Raw genomic sequence first — 16,228 nt, forward strand, 5'->3', positions numbered from 1 at the left:
ATCAACAGACGTCGCGAACGGAAACGTTCGTGTTCCGGTCTCAGCCGTACCAGCGCTTGGCGAGCAGCTCGAACGAGCGCACGCGGTCGGCGTGGTCCGGCGTCATCGTGGTGACCAGCAGCTCGTCGGCGCCGGTGACGCGGCGCAGGGTCTCCAGGCGCTCGGCGACGGTGTCGGGCGAGCCGGCGAACTGCGTCTCCACCCGGTCGGCGACCAGCAGCCGCTCCTCCTCGGTCCACTCGTAGGCTTCCGCGTCCGCGATGCTCGGGTACGGGATCGCGCCCTCGCCGGTGCGGACGCTGCGCACCCACAGGCCGTACGGGGTGGCCAGGTGGCGGGCCGTCTCGTCGTCCTCGGCCACGATCACGTCGGCCGAGACCATGACTTTCGGCTCGGCGAGGGTCGCCGAGGGGCGGAAGGCCGATCGGTACGCCTCGACGGCCTCCAGCACCCGGGCCGGCGAGACGTGGTAGTTGGCGGCGAACGGCAGCCCGCGCGCGCCGGCCACCCGGGCGCTCTCGCCGCCGCTCGACCCGAGCACCCAGATCTGCAGGTCGGCGCCCTCCCCCGGCACGGCCCGGGCCTCGTTCCCCTCGCCGTCGGTGTAGGGGCCGGCCAGCAGCGTCTCGATGTCGGCGATCGCGGTGTCCAAGTCGACGGGGACCGCCTCGGGCTGGTGCAGCAGCTTGAAGAAGAGCGCCGACCGGGCCGACCGCAGGATCGGCGCGAACGAGAACGACTTCGGGATGACCAACCCATCCACGACTCGCGCCTCGGTCGCCGTCTCCTCCGGCGCCTTGCGGCGCTGGGCGCTGCGGCCGAGGCCGAGGTCGAAACGGCTCGGATAGAGCGCGTCGAGCAGCCCCCACTGCTCGACGACGCCGAGCGGGGTGAGAAAACCGGTCTGCACCGCCCCCGAGCCGAGCCGGATGTGGTCGGTGACCGCGGCGATCTGCCCGAGCAGCAGGGCCGGCTGGGAGCTGGCCACGCCGGGAGTCAGGTGGTGCTCGGCCACCCAGTACCGGTGGTAGCCGAACTGCTCGGCCCGCCGGGCCAGGTCGAGCGTGCGGCGCAGGGCGTCACCGGCGGTGCCACCGGCGACCAGCGGCGCGAGATCCAGGATCGACAGCGGAACAGTCATCCTCTTTTCCTATAGCCGAACTAGGCTAAAAGGCAAGGGCGTGGGTCGTTGACAACTCGGTAATTTCCTTCAATGCCCGTAGGACTTGTGGGGAACGGTCGCCCGGCCCTAGCTTCCGAGATGTGAGTGTTCTGTCGGAGTCCCGAGCCGCGCCGCCCGAAGCGGCCGAACCGTTGACCGTGGTGCCGGCCCGCCACCCCTGGCGCTGGGCCGGCGCCGCCGCCGTCCTGATCCTGGTCGCCCAGTTCGTGCACGGCCTGGTCACCAACCCGGGCTGGGACTGGGCGACCTTCGCCGGCTACTTCTTCGAGAAGTCGGTGATGGACGCGCTGGTCATCACGCTGGAGCTGACCTTCGCCGGCGCCGTCCTGGGCTTCCTCGGCGGCATCGTCCTGGCCCCGATGCGACTGTCCCGCAACCCGGTGCTGCGCTCGGTGAGCTGGACCTACATCTGGGTGTTCCGCTCGGTCCCGCTGATCGTGCAGCTGCTGTTCTGGGCCAACCTCGGCTACCTCTACGACAGCCTCCAGATCGGTGTCCCCTTCGGACCGGGCTTCCTGCACTTCGGCACCGGCAACCTGGTCAGCTCGATCGGCGCGGCGCTGATCGGCCTCGCGTTGCACGAGGCCGCGTACGCCGCCGAGATCGTCCGCGCCGGCATCATCTCGGTCGACCAGCGCCAGCTGGAAGCCGCCGCCGCGCTCGGCATCCCGCGCCTGCGGCAGTTCCGCCGCATCCTGCTCCCCCAGGCCATGCGGGCGATCCTGCCCAGCGCCGCCAACGAGCTGGTCAACTTGCTCAAGAGCACGTCGGTGGTCTACGTGCTGGCGATCGGCGAGCTGTTCTACCAGGTACAGGTCATCTACGGCCGCAACGGCCGGGTCGTCCCGCTGCTGCTGGTCGCCACCGTCTGGTACGTGATCCTCACCGCCGTCCTGAGCTTCTTCCAGCACTACGTCGAGCGGCACTTCTCCCGGGGATGGCGGCGATGATCGAGATCAGCGGCGTGCACAAGTCGTTCGGATCGCTCGAGGTGCTCAAGGGCATCGACCTGACCATCGGGAAGGGCAGCGTCACCGTCATCCTGGGTCCGAGCGGCTCCGGCAAGTCGACGCTGCTACGCACCATCAACCATTTGGAGAAGGTCGACCGCGGCCACGTCCGCGTCGACGGCGAGCTCATCGGCTACCGCCAGGACGGCAACCGGCTGCACGAGCTCCCCGAGCGCCACGTTCTCAAGCAGCGGGCCAACATCGGCTTCGTCTTCCAGACCTTCAACCTCTTCCCGCACCTCACCGTCCTCGAGAACGTCGTCGAGGCGATCCGCAAGCGTCCCGGGGCGAAGGACACCGCGTCCGAGTTGCTGCGGAAGGTCGGCCTGGAGGACAAGGAGAAGGCGTACCCCCGTCAGCTCTCCGGCGGCCAGCAGCAGCGGGTGGCGATCGCCCGGGCGCTGGCCCTCGACCCCAAGCTGGTCCTCTTCGACGAGCCCACCTCCGCGCTCGACCCCGAGCTGGTCGGCGAGGTGCTCGACGTCATGCGCGACCTGGCGAAGGCCGGCACCACGATGATCGTGGTCACGCACGAGATCGGCTTCGCCCGGGAGGCGGCCGACTCGATCGTCTTCCTCGACGACGGCCGCATCGTCGAGCACGGCCCGCCGGCCCAGGTCCTCGACGCGCCCGTCCACGACCGCACCCGTGCCTTCCTTTCCAAGGTTCTTTCCTAAAGATCAGGAGCTTTCATGCGTACGCGTAATGCTTTGCTCGCCGCCGCGATAGCCGCCGCAAGCCTCACCGCCTGCGCCGCGCCGGACGAGACGCCGAAGGCGGCACAGGCCGCGGTCCAGGCCGGAACCCCGAAGATCAACGACGGTCCCGACCAGAACCGGATCGTGCCGGCCAAAGTGGACGCGATCGCGGCGCTGGTGCCCGAGAAGATCCGCTCGACCGGCAGGCTGACCATCGGGGTCGGCGCGGCCGGCGCCGGATTCCCGCCGCTCGCCTTCACCGCGACCGACAACAAGACGCTGATCGGCAGCGAGCCCGACATCGCGGTGGCGATCGCCGGCGTCCTCGGCCTCGAGCCCGACCTCGAGAACACGTCCTGGGAGAACCTCTTCATCGGCCTGGACAGCGGCAAGTACGACGTCGGCGCCTCCAACATCACCGTGACCGAGCTGCGCAAGCAGACGTACGACTTCGTCACCTACCGCAAGGACGAGCTGGCCTTCGAGGCGAAGAAGGGCGTCGACTGGACGGTCACCGGCCCGAAGGACGTGGCCGGCAAGAAGATCGCGGTCGGCTCCGGCACCAACCAGGAGAAGATCCTGGTCGAGTGGTCCAAACAGGACGTCGCCGACGGCCTGCCCGCGGTCGACATCAAGTACTACCAGACCAACCAGGCGACCTACCTCGCGCTCGGCTCGGGCCAGATCGACGCCTACCTCGGGCCCAACCCGACCTCCGCCTACCACGTCGCGGTCGCCGGCGAGACCCAGATCATCGGCACCTACTCGGGGGCCGGCGCCGGGCTGCAGGGCAAGATCGCGCTCACCACCAAGAAGGACAACGGCCTGGTCCAGGCGTACAAGGCGGCCCTCGACGAGCTCCAGAAGTCCGGCGACTACACCAAGATCCTCCAGCGGTGGAACCTCACGAGCGAGGCGGTCGACGCCGCCGAGGTCAACCCGCCCGGCCTGCCGATCGACGGGAAATGACCATGGCCATCCATCTCTCCGCCGCGCTCGACGGCACCGGCTGGCATCCCGCCTCCTGGCGGGAGCCGGACGCCCGGCCCGCCGAGATCTTCACCGCCCGCTACTGGGTCGATCTGGCCCGCGAGGCCGAGGCCGGCGCGCTCGACTTCGTCACCTTCGAGGACGCGCTCGGCCTGCAGTCCGACCGCCCCGACGGCCCCGACGAGCGCACCGACCACGTGCGCGGCCGGCTCGACGCGGTGCTGATCGCGGCCCGGGTGGCGCCCGCGACGACCCGCATCGGCCTGGTGCCGACCGCGACCGTCACGCACACCGAGCCGTTCCACATCTCCAAGGCCCTGGCCACGCTCGACTACGTGAGCGGCGGGCGCGCCGGCTGGCGGGTGCAGGTGTCGGGGCGGGCGCACGAGGCGGCCCACTTCGGCCGCCGGGTGGTCGGACCCCTGGATGACTCCACGATCCGGGAGCTGTTCGACGAGGCCGCCGACTACGTCGAGGTGGTGCGGCGGCTCTGGGACAGCTGGGAGGACGACGCGGAGATCCGCGACGCCGCGACCGGCCGGTTCGTCGACCGGGAGAAGCTGCACCACATCAACTTCGACGGCCGCTACTTCAGCGTGAAGGGCCCATCGATCACGCCGCGACCCCCGCAAGGACAACCGCTGGTCACCGCGCTCGCGCACGCTTCCATCCCGTACGCCTTCGCGAACAGCGCGGCCGATCTCACGTACGTGACGCCGGCGAATGCCGACCACGCGCGCGAGATCGTCGCTCAGGTCTCCACGCGCCACATCTTCGCCGACCTGGTCGTGTTCCTCGACCCTTCCGCCCGCGAGCGGCTCGACACCCTCGACCGGTCGGTCCACACGTCGGATGCGGCGATCTTCAGCGGCACCGCGTCGCAGCTCGCCGACCTGCTGCTCGAGTGGCACGCGGCCGGCATCACCGGATTCCGGCTCCGGCCCGGCCGGCTGCCCGCCGACCTTCAGTCGATCACCCGCTCGCTGGTGCCCGAGCTGCGGCGCCGTGGCGCCTTCCGCGACGCCTACGAAGCCTCGACGTTGCGCGGCCTGCTCGGCCTCTCCCGTCCCGCCAACCGCTACGTGGAGGCTCGCGTTGCCTAAGCAAATTCATCTCGCCGCGCACTTCCCCGGCGTCAACAACACCACCGTGTGGAGCGACCCGCGCGCGGGCAGCCACATCGAGTTCTCCTCGTTCGTGAAGCTCGCCCAGACCGCCGAGCGGGCGAAGTTCGACTTCTTCTTCCTCGCCGAAGGGCTGCGGCTGCGCGAGCAGGGCGGCCAGATCTACGACCTCGACGTGGTGGGGCGGCCGGACACGTTCACCGTGCTGTCGGCGCTGGCCGCGGTCACCGGCCACCTCGGGCTGGCCGGGACGATCAACTCGACGTTCAACGAGCCGTACGAGGTGGCCCGGCAGTTCGCGTCGCTCGACCACCTCTCCGGCGGCCGGGCCGCGTGGAACGTGGTGACGTCCTGGGACGCCTTCACCGGCGAGAACTTCCGGCGGGGCGGCTTCCTCGCCGAGTCCGACCGCTACAGCCGGGCGACGCAGTTCCTCACGACCGCCTCGCTGCTGTTCGACTCGTGGCCGGCCGACGCGATCGTGGCTTCCCCGGAAACCGGCGTCTTCCTGCGGGACGGGTCGGCAGGGACGTTCAAGCACGCGGACGCGCACTTCGACATCAGCGGCCGCTTCAACGTGCCGCGATCGCCGCAGGGCCGGCCGGTGATCCTGCAGGCCGGCGACTCGGACGCGGGCCGGGAGTTCGCCGCCGCGACGGCCGACGCCATCTTCAGCCGGCACGCGACGCTGGCCGAGGGCCAGAAGTTCTACGCCGACGTGAAGCGGCGGTTGGCGACCTACGGGCGGAGGCGGGACGATCTGCTGGTGCTGCCCGCCGCGACCTTCGTGCTCGGCGACACCGACGCGTCCGCGGCCGAGAAGGCGGCCGAGGTGCGCCGGCAGCAGGTCAGCGGCCCTACCGCGATCAAGTTCCTGGAGCAGTTGTGGAACCGGGAGCTCAGCAGCTTCGACCCCGACGGACCGCTGCCGCCTTTCGATCCGAACATTTCCGATATTTCGTTTTCGCGGGGCCGGGCGAGTGTGCGGCTCTATCGTGATCCCCTCGCCACCGCGCGGGAGTGGCGCTCGCGGGCCGAGGCGGGCAACCTCTCCATCCGCGAGCTGATCATCGAGGTGACCGGGCGGCAGACGTTCATCGGTTCGCCGGCCACGATCGCCGCCGAGATCGACAACCTCGTGCAGCAGGACGCCAGCGACGGCTTCATCCTGGTCCCGCACGTGACCCCGGACGGGCTCGACGAGTTCGCCGACACGGTCGTGCCGCTGCTGCAGGAGCGCGGCGTCTTCCGTACGGATTACGAAGGACCCACCTTGCGCGACCACCTAGGCCTGACCCGATGACGACAGTCACGCCCGGCCAAGCCGTCCTCGACAACGCGATCTGGCAGTCGCTGGCCGGCCCGCATGCCCACCTGGCCGAGACGCACGGCTTGGCGGCCCGCTATCCCGACGACGTGGCCCAGTTCTACGGCCTGGCCGACCGCGACGACCCGCAGGCCTGGGCCGACCTGGCCGACCTCGCGGCCTCGCCGCCGAGCGGCTCGCGGGCGGGTGGCTCGGGGCTGGGCGCCGAGGTTGCCGTTTCCGGCTCGCCGCCGCGCACTCATCCGGGGTGGACGCTGGTCGACGAGATCCCGGGCGTGCAGCTGATCGACGAGGGGCTGCAGGCCGAACCGTTCGCCGAGGCCGTGCGGCTGACCGCGGCCGACGTGCCGGAGATCCTCGATCTGGTCGACCGCACCCGGCCCGGACCGTTCCGGCCGCGGACCATCGCGCTCGGCACCTATTTGGGCGTCCGCCGCGACGGCGCCCTGGTGGCGGTGGCCGGCGAGCGGCTGCACCCGCCGGGCTGGACCGAGATCAGCGCGGTCTGCACCGACCCGGCGTTCCGCGGGCAGGGGCTGGCGACCGCGCTGGTCCGGGCGGTCGCCCACGGGATCCGCGAGCGTGGCGAGACGCCGTTCCTGCACACGTCGGCGGCCAACACCCCGGCGATCCGGCTCTACGAGTCGCTGGGGTTCGAGCTGCGGCGTCAGACCACGTTCGCCCGCTACCGCCTCACGGGGTGACCAGGCGCTGGACCATCCGCGTCGCGCGGGGGCGGCGGCTCTGCCATGCGTAGGTCTCGGCGGGCGGCCACGCGTACGCGGGAAAGTCGTCACTGATCAGCGTGAGCAGGCCCGGTTGCTCGAGGTCGCGGGCGGCGTGCTCGTAGAGCCGCCGCGCCCGCGGCAGGATGACGCCGTAGTCGATCAGGCGGCCCAGATAGTTCTCCTGGTCGAGGATCTCGGTCAAGTGCGTGTCGGGCAGCGGGTACGTCACCGGCAGGATGTTGCGCAGCGACAGGAACACGTCGGTGCCTTGCCGCCGGGGATCGCCCAGCCAGCGCCCGACTGGCGAGAAGCGGCCCAGCGCGAGGCGCGCGTTGGAGAGCAGGGAGTCGGCGTAGAGCACGCGTAGCAGCGCCACGTCCATGAAGAAGCGTTCCAGTAGTCCTTCGCGGTCGGCCAGCGGGCGGTGCGCGAGATAGCCGGCGACGATGCTGGAGTTGTGCGCCCGGTACCAGGCCCGCGGCGACGGGCGCTGCAGGAACTCGACCCAGCGCTCCACCTGCGGCAGGTCGGCGCGCTCCCCCGCGCGGACGAGATGTTCCGCCTCCCACGCGTCGCGGATCAGGCCCTCGTTGACCGCCCGCCACCACGCGCTGCCGCCGGCGGCCAGCACGCCCCGGCTGATCTGCCAGCGCATGAAGGCCACCTCGGCCCGGCGGTACGGCCGGATGCCGGGGCTGCCGGCGGGGCTGTCGTAGAAGCCGGCGGCCAAGGCGAGGCGGGCCGCGGGATCGTCCCGCACGGCGGCGACCCGCGCGGCGGCGGCCTCAGCGGCTCGCCCTGTCCCGCCGGCCTCGTCAGACCCGCCGGCCGATCCGGTCATGACGGGTCGACGACCTTGACCACGAAGGTGCCGTGAGCGTCGCCGGCGGTGAGGGTGATGGTGGCTACGCCGGGGGCGCGGGCGATCAGGCCGGTGGGGGTCACTTCCACCACGGACGGGCGGTTGCTTTGGTAGCCAACCGAAGTGTCGCGGATGCTCTGGTCGGAATAGGCGACCGTGGGGTGCGGGTCGATGTGCGCGCCGACCGGGAATTGCACGCGGCCGGGCTTGGCCGTCACCACGGCCGGGGTGGGGGCGGGCGGGGTGCTCACGGAGGCGTACACGCGCTGCTTGATGTCCTTTTCGGCACTCGAAGTGGACAATTGCAGGCCGATGCGGCCCGGATCGAGTCGGAAGGCCTTGGCTTTCTCGTCGTAGAAAGCGAGATCGGCGGTATTGACCGGGATCGTCACCTCGGCGCTCTGATGCGGATCGAGGAAGACCTTCTGGAAGCCGATCAGCCGTTTGCGGGGCCGCTCGCCAACCTTGGGCGAGTCGGGGGTGGTGGCATAGAGCTGGACCACCTCGGCGCCCTTGACGTTGCCGGCGTTGGTCACCGTTGCCTTGATGCGTGAGCCGTCGAAGACCATCGGCGAGTAGGTAAAGGTCGTATACGAGAGCCCATACCCGAACGGATAGGCGATTTTTCCGGAAAAATACTGGTAAGTGCGGCCGGGAGAACCGCCCGACGGGCGGATCGCGTAATCCTCCATCGGCGGGAGCTGGCGCTCATCGGCATACCAAGTGAACGGCAGCCGCCCGCTCGGCGCCACCGCTCCGGAAATGACATCGGTGAGCGCCTCGCCCTTACGCTGCCCGTTGAACGAGCTCCACAAAATGGCAGGCACCTGGCCGGCGAACGGCGAGACATCGACCTGCCCGACCGTTTCCAGATAGACGATCGTACGCGGATTTGCCGCCGCCACCTGACGGATCAGCTCGGCCTGAGCGCCCGGCAATGCAAGCGTCGCCCGATCGTGGTCCTCGCTCGCCGTCTCCCGGTCCGTGCCGGCGTACACAATCACCGCGTCGTAATCCTTGGCCGCCTTGACTGCCGCCGGATCCACCACGTCGAGATTGCCCGGCATCGTCCCCGGCAGAAAATCGACGGAGTACGCCTTCTGCAGCCCCTGAACCCCGGTGACCGAGTTGGCGGTCCCGGAATGCGTCTGATTGCTGGAATACCCGCCCAGGTAAAGCTCGCCCGGGTCGGCGAACGTGCCGATCACCGCGATCCGCTTGCCGGTTTTCAGCGGCAGCAGGTTGCCCTGATTGCGCAGCAGCACGATGCTCTCGTCGGCCACCTGCCGGGCCATCGCCAGCCGCTCCGGCGTCTGCGTGACCGCCTTGTTGGACTCCTCGTTCACCCATGTGCCCGGGGCGAGCCGCTTGCGCGCCTGCGCCACCCACGGCACCTGCCGCTCGGCGTCGAACTCGCCCAGCGCCATCCGGGCCGTGAACAGCCGCACCAGCGAGACGTCGACGGTGTCCTCGCTGATCAGCCCCCGCTGGACCGCGTCCGGGATGGTGTTCGCGTAGTGCCATTCGTCGTGGTAGCCCATGTTGCAGTCCAGGTCCTCGCCCGCTTTCAGGGCCACCGCCGTCCGGCCGTACTGGTCGAGCGGCCCCTGCCCCGGCGGCAGCCAGTTCTGCCCGGCCATGATCTCGTAGATCGCGTCGCAGTCGGAGGTGAAATAGCCGTCGAAGCCGTACGTCTGCCGCGCCAGCGTCTCCATGAGGTGGCTGTTCGCCGCGCTCGGCACGCCGTTCACGCTGTTGTAGGCGCTCATCATCGAGCCCGGGTGACTCCACCGGATCACGTCGCGGAACTGGGCCGTGTAGTACTCGCGCAGCGTGCGCTCGTCCATGTCGGACGATCCGCGGAGCCGGTTGGACTCGCTGTTGTTGGCCGCGTAGTGCTTGAGCGTCGCGATCGCCTTGTAATAACCGTTCTCCGGCGGCCCCTGCAGCCCGTTGACGAACTGCGCGGCCAGCGTCGCGGTCAGCATCGGATCCTCGCCGAACGTCTCGTCGTTGCGGCCCCACCGCGGATCCCGCGCGAGGTTCACGGTCGGCGTGTAGAAGTCGAGGTCGAGCCGGTTCTCCCGCACGATCTCGCGGGCCTCGTCCGAGATGAGGCTCGCTTCCCGGTTGACCAGCCCGGGATTCCAGGTCGACCCCAAGGACAACGAGACCGGGTACGAAGTCGTGTTCGTCAGATTGGGCGGCTGGTCCCCGTCGTTGGTCTGCTCGCGGGCAACCCCGTGGGCGGCCTCGTTCCACCAGCCGTAGGCCGCCACCCCCAGCCGGGGAATGGCGGCCGACATGCTGCTGATCATCTGGGATGCCTTCTCCGGCAGCGTCATCCGCGAGACCAGGTCGGCGGCGCGCTCGGCCGGCGAATAGGCCGGATCGAGATAGACGGCGGCCGCTTGCGGGGTGGCCTCGGCCGCGACCAGCCCGAGCGGAATGGCCACGACCAGCACCGCCGACAGCATCCGCCTCATGCGACCTCCCCGGGAGCGTTCCCAGAGGGTAATTATCAGGCGGGCTTCACCGCGACCCTGCCCTCGTCCATGCGCAGCAGAAGCAGCGGGACGTTGGTCTCGGCCAGCCATTCGTCCACGGCCCGGCGGGCGCCGTCCCACCAGCCGTAGTCGTCGAGCAGCAGCACGCCGCCGGGCACCAGGCGGTCCCAGAGGTGCTCGAGCTCGTGCCGGGTCGACTCGTACCAGTCGGTGTCCAGCCGCAGGATGCTGATCTGCTCGGGCACGCCGGCCGGGATCGTCTCCTCGACCTTGCCCTTGTAGTAGTGGATCCGGTCGGCCGGGTACGCCGACTCGGCCATCGTCGCCTGCACGTCCTCCAGTGACGCGTACGCCCAGACGCCCGCGCTCTTGTCGCTGGCCGCCAGCATCTCGGCCGCGCTCTTGCCGTCGTGCCGCTTGTCGTGCTCGGTCGGCTCGCTCATCCCCTCGAACGTGTCGTAGAGGTGCAGGTGGCGCTCGGTGTCGCCGGCCTCGATGAGCGTCCGGGCCACGGCGAGCATGCTGCCGCCCCGCCAGACGCCGCACTCGACGATGTCGCCGGGGATCTGGTGCTTAGCCACGTAGCGCACCGACGACACCAGGGCGTGCAGCTTGCCGGGCGACGTCATGGTCCAGGGCTTGACAGTCGTGATGGTCTCCCGGACCTGCTCGTCAAAGTCCGCCGGGAAGGTGATCGCCGGCTTCGGCGCGGGCTTCGGCTCCGGCTTGGGCGCGGGCGCCGGCTTGACCACCACACGCGGCGGTTTCGCCTTGCGCACCTCGTATCCGGTGAGGCCCCGCAACACTCGATTGACACTTCGACCCATTGTCACGGCGGGAAGGTAACAGAGATCACCACAACATGAACAGATGTCAAATCACAGACGGCGCCAAACCCTCACATGGGCAAAGGTCAAGGGCATGGAGCTCAAGACCAGATTCACCGACGCGTACGGGTTGAGCACTCCCATCGCCCAGGCCGGCATGGCCTTCGTCGGCATGACGCCCGACCTCGCCGTGGCCGTCAGCAACGCGGGCGCGCTCGGCTCGCTCGGGGTCGGCCTGCTGCCGCCACCCGCGATCACCCAGGCCATCGCGGCGATCCGGGCCGGGACACCCGGCCCCTTCCACGTCAACTTCATCACCATCTTCACCGACGAGCCGCGCATCGACGCCGTCTGCGCGGCCGCACCCGCCGCCGTCTCGTTTCACTGGGGTCACCCGCGGCAGGAGTGGATCGACCGGCTGCACGAGGCCGGGATCCGGGTCTTCGAGCAGGTCGGCTCCATCGACGACGCGAAGCGCGCGGCCGGCGACGGCATCGACGTGATCGTGGCGCAGGGCCTGGAGGCGGGCGGCCACAACTACGCCACGCTGCCGACCTTCGCGCTGGTGCCTCTGGTGGTCGACGCGGTGGCCCCCACCATGGTGCTGGCGGCCGGCGGCATCGCCGACGGCCGGGGCCTGGCCGCCGCCCTGATGCTCGGCGCCGACGGCGCGTGGGTGGGCACCCGGCTGGTCGCCACCGACGAGTCGCTGGCCCACGACGAGTACAAGTCCCGCCTGGTGGCCGCCTCCGCGACCGAGACCGTGCGCACCTCGCTGTTCGGCCCCGAGATCCCCGAGTTCAACCCGATGCGCGTGCTACGCAACCGCGCCGTCGACGCCCCACCCACCGACGACCGCCCGATCATCGGCCACACCACCCTGGGCGACGAGGTCATGGAGCTGCGCCGCTACACCAACATGGTCCCGATGCGCGGCCTGACCACCGGCGACCTCGACGAGATGCCCCTGCTGGCCGGCCAGGGAGTAGGCCTGATCGACGCGGTGAAGGGCGCCGAGTCCGTGATCGCCGACATGACCGCCCAGGCCACCGCCCTCCTCTCCCGGAGCTGAACGATGACTGCCGCAACGCCTTTCGTCGGCCACATCCTGCTCGATGTGCCGGCGGAGCACCCCACATTCCGGTTCGAGCAGATGGCGGAGGCGCTCGCGACGATCGTCATGACCAGCGAGCCGCGCTTCGCGGTGGGCATCTTCGGCGGCTGGGGGTCGGGCAAGAGCACCCTGATGAACGAGATCGAACGGCGAGTGGCGAAGGAGAGCGGCGCTGTCGTCGTCCGGTTCAACGCCTGGCGCTACGAGCGCGAGCCGCATCTGATCGTCCCGCTGCTGGACACGGTCCGGGCCAGCCTGTCGGACTGGGCGGCGGATCCGGCACACACCCAGGACGAGCGGAACCACGTACGGGCGATCGCACGCCGGGTGGGCCGGGTCATCCGGGCGCTGGTGCGAGCCACCTCGGTCAGCATCGGCTTCCCAGGCGCGGCGTCGGTGGAGCTGGACGCCGGCAAGGCCCTCGACGATCTGAACCCGCAGTCGGAGGACACCGCCGGCAGCCCGCAGTCGCTCTACTTCGGTGCCTTCCAGGAGCTGGCCGGGGATGGACGAGCACGGCCGGCTGGGCGAGACCCAGCGGCAGGACCTGCGCGACCGCGTACGGCGATATCTGGGGTATCTGGCAACCGAGGGGCGCATCAACCCCCGCGATGTGAAGCGCTATCTGAACGCGTACACGTTGCATCGGATGGTCCGCCCGGACCTGGACGCGGCTACGGTCCTTGCCCTGCAGACGATCGATTTCCGCAGCGACTGGGACAAGATCTACGAGGATGTGGCGCTGGCCGAGCCCGACGTGTTCGTCGCGGCGCTCAACAGCTTCCGCGACGGCGACTCGCACGCGTTCGAGGACCTGTGGCCCGAGATCGGCGTGCTGCCCCTGGAACTGTCCGGCTTCCTACGCTCGGCCGAGGCCGCCCCGCTCGCCGCGGCCCAGGATCTCGAGCGGTACGTGTCCTTCCTCGAGACCACGCGCACCACGCAGAGCTGGGTCAAGGACGCGATGCGGGACGTGGGAACGCTCCGGCAGTACGTACGCCGTGCCCGCCCGCCGCTACGTTTCGCCAGCCCCGAGGCACGAACGATTGCGGTGCAAGTCAAGGACGTGCTCGGCCGGCTCAGTAGCTATCAGCAGGCGAACGGCGCCTTCGGGAAGACCTTGGAGCGGCCCCTGAGCAAGCTGCAATCCCTGATCTCGGTGCTGGCCCCGTCCTCCACCGACGAGCCGGAGGAGACATCTCCCGCCCAATTGGAGAGTTGGCGCCAGGACGTCCGAGGCGAGATCGACGTCTTGCAGCAGGAGCTGCGCCTGATAAGACGCGCTTCCGAGACCAGCCCCGGCTGAGCTAGGAAGAACGGGACGGCACGGGCTCGCGAAGCGCGAAACCGTGCTTGGCGTACGCGTCCAGCATGGCGCCCTCACTACCCGGCGGGCCTTGCATGTAGCACGAGATCGGATCGCTGCTGTCTTCCCACCAGATCGCCCAGGGGCCGCTCTCCCGGTCCTCGGACAGCGGGTAGCTGTAGAAGCTGCCATGCCGGTCGGAGTCTTGCCGGTACCACGAGTTCCGCCACCCTCCGACCTGTTCCAGCGCGTCGTTCTCCTCCCGCGCCGGCCGGTTGCCGCGCTTGGCCATCGTGGTCCGGTCGGTCCATTGCACGCACAACAGACGGATTGTCGTCGCCGTGGTCTGGCATTTGTCCTTGGTCCGCTGGCCGGCTCTCGTTTCGTCGGTCGTGCACGTGAACTCGGGCCAGAAGGCTTCATACGTCTCCGGGAGCGACAGCGCCACCGCGGCGACGGACTCGGGCGGCGGAACCGACCCGACAGCGTTCTGTCCCGCGGATCCGTCGGACAGGTGCGGCACGACCCAGATCGCCACCGCCGCGGCCGCGACCATGGCGACGAGAGCGGCCACCGCCTTGCCGGTCTTCGCGGGGTCCGGCTGCTGCGCCGGCGGGGGCAGCGGCGGCGCGACCGGGCGTTCCACCCGGGTGGGCGGGGGCGCCGGCTTCGCGGGCCGCGCGACGGCCGGCGTCTGGTGGGGGCGCCGGCCGAAGAGCATCTTGCGCGCCTGGGCGGCCGTCGGCCGGCGCTCCGGGCGTTTACGCAGGCAGGTCCGGACGCTGGTGAGAAGCGGCTCCTCGATGCCCTCCAGCCGGGGCGGCCGGGTCAGGATCGCGTGCGCCACCTGCTCGCGGCTGTCGCCCGGGAACGCCTGCTCGCCGGTGGCCGCGAACACCATCGTCGACCCCCACGCGAAGAGGTCGACCGCCGACGTCAGCGGATCGTTGGCGACCTGTTCGGGCGACATGTACGGGAACGACCCGACGATCTCGCCGACCCGGTGCGTGGAGTCCAGCGCCTGGGCGATGCCGAAGTCGATCACCCGGGCGCCGCCCTGGCCGAGGATGATGTTCGCGGGCTTGAAGTCGCAGTGGATGATGCCGGCCTGGTGGATCGCCTCCAGCGCGGTGAGCGCCTGCATCGCCACCTGCAGCAGGTCGCTGTCCTTGAGCGGGCCGTTCTCCTGCACGTGCTCGGCGAGCGTGAGCCCCTCGATGTACTCGCTGACGATGTACGGCAGCTCGCCCACCACGTCGAAGTCGAGCACCTTGGCGGTCACGAACTGCGCGACCTTGCGGGCGTTCACGAGCTCCCGGTCGAGGCTCCGCTTGAGCACGCCGCTCGGGTCCCAGTCGACCCTGAGGACCTTGACGGCCACCCGGTTGCTTTCGGCATCGGCGGCGAGGTACACCTCGCCCTGCCCGCCCCGCCCGAGCCGGGCTAGCGTCGTGTACGGCCCGATCCGGGGCGGGTCGTGCGGCCCCAGCTTCGCCGGTCGCGACATGGGTGCCTCCAGGGCAAACGGGCACCCATTGTGCGCAGGGCCTCACGGAGAGCGCAACTACGGCACCGCGACCACCTTGCCGGTGGCCTGGTTGTCCTCCATGTAGCGGTGGGCGGCCACGATGTCGTCCAGGCCGAAGACCCGGTCGACGTTCGGCCGGTACACGCCGGTCTCGACATTGTGGACGACCCGCCGCAGCAGGGCCGCGCCCGCGGCGCCCCGGAGGTCGTTGCTGTGGAAGGCGGTGAGCCTGGTCCCGGACGGGATCATCGCGATCGGCTCGAAGTCCGGGATCAGCCACCCGCTGAGCGAGCCGGCCACGCACACGGTCCCGCCCCGGCGGACCAGGCGCAGCGAGTCCGCGGCCGTGCTCGCCCCGATGAGGTCCAGCACGTGGCTCGGCGGTGTCTCCAGGCGCGCTTCATCGCCATCGAGAAGCACGTGGGCGACGCCGGCCGCGGTCAGCGCGCCGGCCTTGCCCGCCTGCCGGGTGGTGGCCGCGACCTCGGCGCCCAGGCCGGAGGCGATCGCCGCGGCGGCCATGCCCACCGACGACGTCCCACCGCGGATCAGCAGCGAGTCACCGGCTCCCACCCCGAGCGCGTCCAAGGCGCCCTGCGCAGTCAGGTACGTCTCCGGCAACGACGCCAGCACCTCCCACGGCAGCGTCGTGGTGAGGGGCATCAGCAATTCGTTGGGCAGCAACGCGTACTCGGCATAGCCGCCGTCGAAATCCCGGCCCATCTCCCCCATCACCGCCGCCACGGTCGCGCCCTCCGGCAGCGCCGGATCGGTCGACGCGTTCACCACTCCCACGCACTCGATGCCCAGCACCCGCGGGAACCGCACGCTCGGCGAATGCCCCTGCCGGGTCCGCAACTCGGACCGGTTGAGGCCCGCGCCCTTCACCCGCACCAGGCTCCAGCCGTCCCGGACGGCCGGCACCGGCAGCTCGCGGATCTCCAGCACTTCCGGGCCGCCGGCCCGCACACAAACTGCCGCTCGCATCGTCGTCATGCCTTGACGGTCGCCCCTGAGCCGAGAG

The 16,228-nt window shown here is 70.2% G+C and carries 14 protein-coding genes and 1 pseudogene; 9 read left to right on the forward strand and 6 right to left on the reverse strand.

Going from position 1 to position 16,228, the window contains the following annotated elements; translation table 11 throughout:
• Positions 1 to 40: 40 nt before the first annotated feature.
• Entirely contained in the window at positions 41 to 1,141 is a 1,101-nt protein-coding gene (locus ACQPZX_RS38100) for an LLM class flavin-dependent oxidoreductase (protein ID WP_433366637.1), read from the reverse strand.
• Positions 1,142 to 1,263: 122 nt separating this feature from the next.
• On the opposite strand from ACQPZX_RS38100, the gene ACQPZX_RS38105 reads away from it, so the two are divergent.
• Genes ACQPZX_RS38105 through ACQPZX_RS38130 form a run of 6 tightly spaced genes read left to right on the forward strand, consistent with a single transcriptional unit; the run spans position 1,264 to position 7,036 of the window.
• Positions 1,264 to 2,133: an amino acid ABC transporter permease gene (locus tag ACQPZX_RS38105; protein WP_433366639.1), complete on the forward strand. Its 870-nt coding sequence runs from the start codon at positions 1,264 to 1,266 to the stop codon at positions 2,131 to 2,133.
• Positions 2,130 to 2,870, forward strand: a complete 741-nt coding sequence (locus ACQPZX_RS38110; protein ID WP_433366642.1) for an amino acid ABC transporter ATP-binding protein — start codon at positions 2,130 to 2,132, stop codon at positions 2,868 to 2,870. Before ACQPZX_RS38105 ends, ACQPZX_RS38110 begins: the two co-directional genes overlap by 4 nt.
• 15 nt (positions 2,871 to 2,885) lie before the next feature.
• Positions 2,886 to 3,860, forward strand: a complete 975-nt coding sequence (locus ACQPZX_RS38115) for an ABC transporter substrate-binding protein (RefSeq protein ID WP_433366645.1) — start codon at positions 2,886 to 2,888, stop codon at positions 3,858 to 3,860.
• On the forward strand, positions 3,857 to 4,984 hold the full coding sequence (locus ACQPZX_RS38120) for an LLM class flavin-dependent oxidoreductase (RefSeq protein WP_433366648.1): 1,128 nt from the start codon (positions 3,857 to 3,859) through the stop codon (positions 4,982 to 4,984). Before ACQPZX_RS38115 ends, ACQPZX_RS38120 begins: the two co-directional genes overlap by 4 nt.
• Positions 4,977 to 6,308 (forward strand): NtaA/DmoA family FMN-dependent monooxygenase, encoded by a 1,332-nt coding sequence (locus tag ACQPZX_RS38125; protein ID WP_433366651.1) that lies wholly within the window; start codon positions 4,977 to 4,979, stop codon positions 6,306 to 6,308. Before ACQPZX_RS38120 ends, ACQPZX_RS38125 begins: the two co-directional genes overlap by 8 nt.
• Positions 6,305 to 7,036, forward strand: a complete 732-nt coding sequence (locus ACQPZX_RS38130) for a GNAT family N-acetyltransferase (RefSeq protein WP_433366654.1) — start codon at positions 6,305 to 6,307, stop codon at positions 7,034 to 7,036. The genes ACQPZX_RS38125 and ACQPZX_RS38130 overlap by 4 nt, the downstream gene beginning before the upstream one ends.
• On the opposite strand, the gene ACQPZX_RS38135 is transcribed toward ACQPZX_RS38130, so the two are convergent.
• From ACQPZX_RS38135 to ACQPZX_RS38145, 3 genes are read right to left on the reverse strand one after another with little or no spacing between them, the layout of a single operon-like run.
• Positions 7,026 to 7,901, reverse strand: coding sequence for a hypothetical protein (locus ACQPZX_RS38135; protein WP_433366657.1), 876 nt, complete (start codon positions 7,899 to 7,901; stop codon positions 7,026 to 7,028). The genes ACQPZX_RS38130 and ACQPZX_RS38135 overlap by 11 nt on opposite strands.
• Positions 7,898 to 10,519, reverse strand: coding sequence for a glycoside hydrolase family 3 C-terminal domain-containing protein (locus tag ACQPZX_RS38140; RefSeq protein WP_433366659.1), 2,622 nt, complete (start codon positions 10,517 to 10,519; stop codon positions 7,898 to 7,900). The genes ACQPZX_RS38135 and ACQPZX_RS38140 overlap by 4 nt, the downstream gene beginning before the upstream one ends.
• A complete protein-coding gene (locus ACQPZX_RS38145; RefSeq protein ID WP_433385677.1) occupies positions 10,444 to 11,256 on the reverse strand; it encodes a TylF/MycF/NovP-related O-methyltransferase in 813 nt (270 codons plus the stop codon). Before ACQPZX_RS38145 ends, ACQPZX_RS38140 begins: the two co-directional genes overlap by 76 nt.
• 94 nt (positions 11,257 to 11,350) lie before the next feature.
• On the opposite strand from ACQPZX_RS38145, the gene ACQPZX_RS38150 reads away from it, so the two are divergent.
• From ACQPZX_RS38150 to ACQPZX_RS38160, 3 genes and pseudogenes are all read left to right on the forward strand, one after another.
• The gene (locus ACQPZX_RS38150; RefSeq protein ID WP_433366662.1) at positions 11,351 to 12,328 is read left to right on the forward strand and encodes an NAD(P)H-dependent flavin oxidoreductase; all 978 of its coding nucleotides are present in this window, start codon (positions 11,351 to 11,353) and stop codon (positions 12,326 to 12,328) included.
• A 108-nt stretch (positions 12,329 to 12,436) separates the two neighbouring features.
• Positions 12,437 to 12,571: pseudogene (locus tag ACQPZX_RS38155) on the forward strand (P-loop NTPase fold protein); the annotation flags it as partial.
• Positions 12,572 to 12,875: 304 nt separating this feature from the next.
• A complete protein-coding gene (locus ACQPZX_RS38160) occupies positions 12,876 to 13,676 on the forward strand; it encodes a hypothetical protein (RefSeq protein WP_433366665.1) in 801 nt (266 codons plus the stop codon).
• Position 13,677: 1 nt separating this feature from the next.
• On the opposite strand, the gene ACQPZX_RS38165 is transcribed toward ACQPZX_RS38160, so the two are convergent.
• Positions 13,678 to 15,183: a serine/threonine-protein kinase gene (locus ACQPZX_RS38165; protein WP_433366668.1), complete on the reverse strand. Its 1,506-nt coding sequence runs from the start codon at positions 15,181 to 15,183 to the stop codon at positions 13,678 to 13,680.
• 57 nt (positions 15,184 to 15,240) lie between these two features.
• The gene (locus ACQPZX_RS38170; protein WP_433366671.1) at positions 15,241 to 16,200 is read right to left on the reverse strand and encodes a zinc-binding dehydrogenase; all 960 of its coding nucleotides are present in this window, start codon (positions 16,198 to 16,200) and stop codon (positions 15,241 to 15,243) included.
• Positions 16,201 to 16,228: the final 28 nt, after the last annotated feature.

This window comes from Actinoplanes sp. CA-142083 (assembly GCF_050942195.1).
Classification (GTDB): domain Bacteria; phylum Actinomycetota; class Actinomycetes; order Mycobacteriales; family Micromonosporaceae; genus Actinoplanes.

What these genes read in the sequence shown, in the direction of transcription:
- ACQPZX_RS38170 (WP_433366671.1), bottom strand. Translation starts at nt 16,200, where the DNA reads ATGACGACGATGCGAGCGGCAGTTTGTGTGCGGGCCGGCGGCCCGGAA.
- ACQPZX_RS38150 (WP_433366662.1), top strand. Translation starts at nt 11,351, where the DNA reads ATGGAGCTCAAGACCAGATTCACCGACGCGTACGGGTTGAGCACTCCC.
- ACQPZX_RS38110 (WP_433366642.1), top strand. Translation starts at nt 2,130, where the DNA reads ATGATCGAGATCAGCGGCGTGCACAAGTCGTTCGGATCGCTCGAGGTG.
- ACQPZX_RS38160 (WP_433366665.1), top strand. Translation starts at nt 12,876, where the DNA reads ATGGACGAGCACGGCCGGCTGGGCGAGACCCAGCGGCAGGACCTGCGC.
- ACQPZX_RS38100 (WP_433366637.1), bottom strand. Translation starts at nt 1,141, where the DNA reads ATGACTGTTCCGCTGTCGATCCTGGATCTCGCGCCGCTGGTCGCCGGT.
- ACQPZX_RS38120 (WP_433366648.1), top strand. Translation starts at nt 3,857, where the DNA reads ATGACCATGGCCATCCATCTCTCCGCCGCGCTCGACGGCACCGGCTGG.
- ACQPZX_RS38115 (WP_433366645.1), top strand. Translation starts at nt 2,886, where the DNA reads ATGCGTACGCGTAATGCTTTGCTCGCCGCCGCGATAGCCGCCGCAAGC.
- ACQPZX_RS38145 (WP_433385677.1), bottom strand. Translation starts at nt 11,256, where the DNA reads ATGGGTCGAAGTGTCAATCGAGTGTTGCGGGGCCTCACCGGATACGAG.
- ACQPZX_RS38135 (WP_433366657.1), bottom strand. Translation starts at nt 7,901, where the DNA reads ATGACCGGATCGGCCGGCGGGTCTGACGAGGCCGGCGGGACAGGGCGA.
- ACQPZX_RS38140 (WP_433366659.1), bottom strand. Translation starts at nt 10,519, where the DNA reads ATGGCTGGCCGAGACCAACGTCCCGCTGCTTCTGCTGCGCATGGACGA.
- ACQPZX_RS38165 (WP_433366668.1), bottom strand. Translation starts at nt 15,183, where the DNA reads ATGTCGCGACCGGCGAAGCTGGGGCCGCACGACCCGCCCCGGATCGGG.
- ACQPZX_RS38130 (WP_433366654.1), top strand. Translation starts at nt 6,305, where the DNA reads ATGACGACAGTCACGCCCGGCCAAGCCGTCCTCGACAACGCGATCTGG.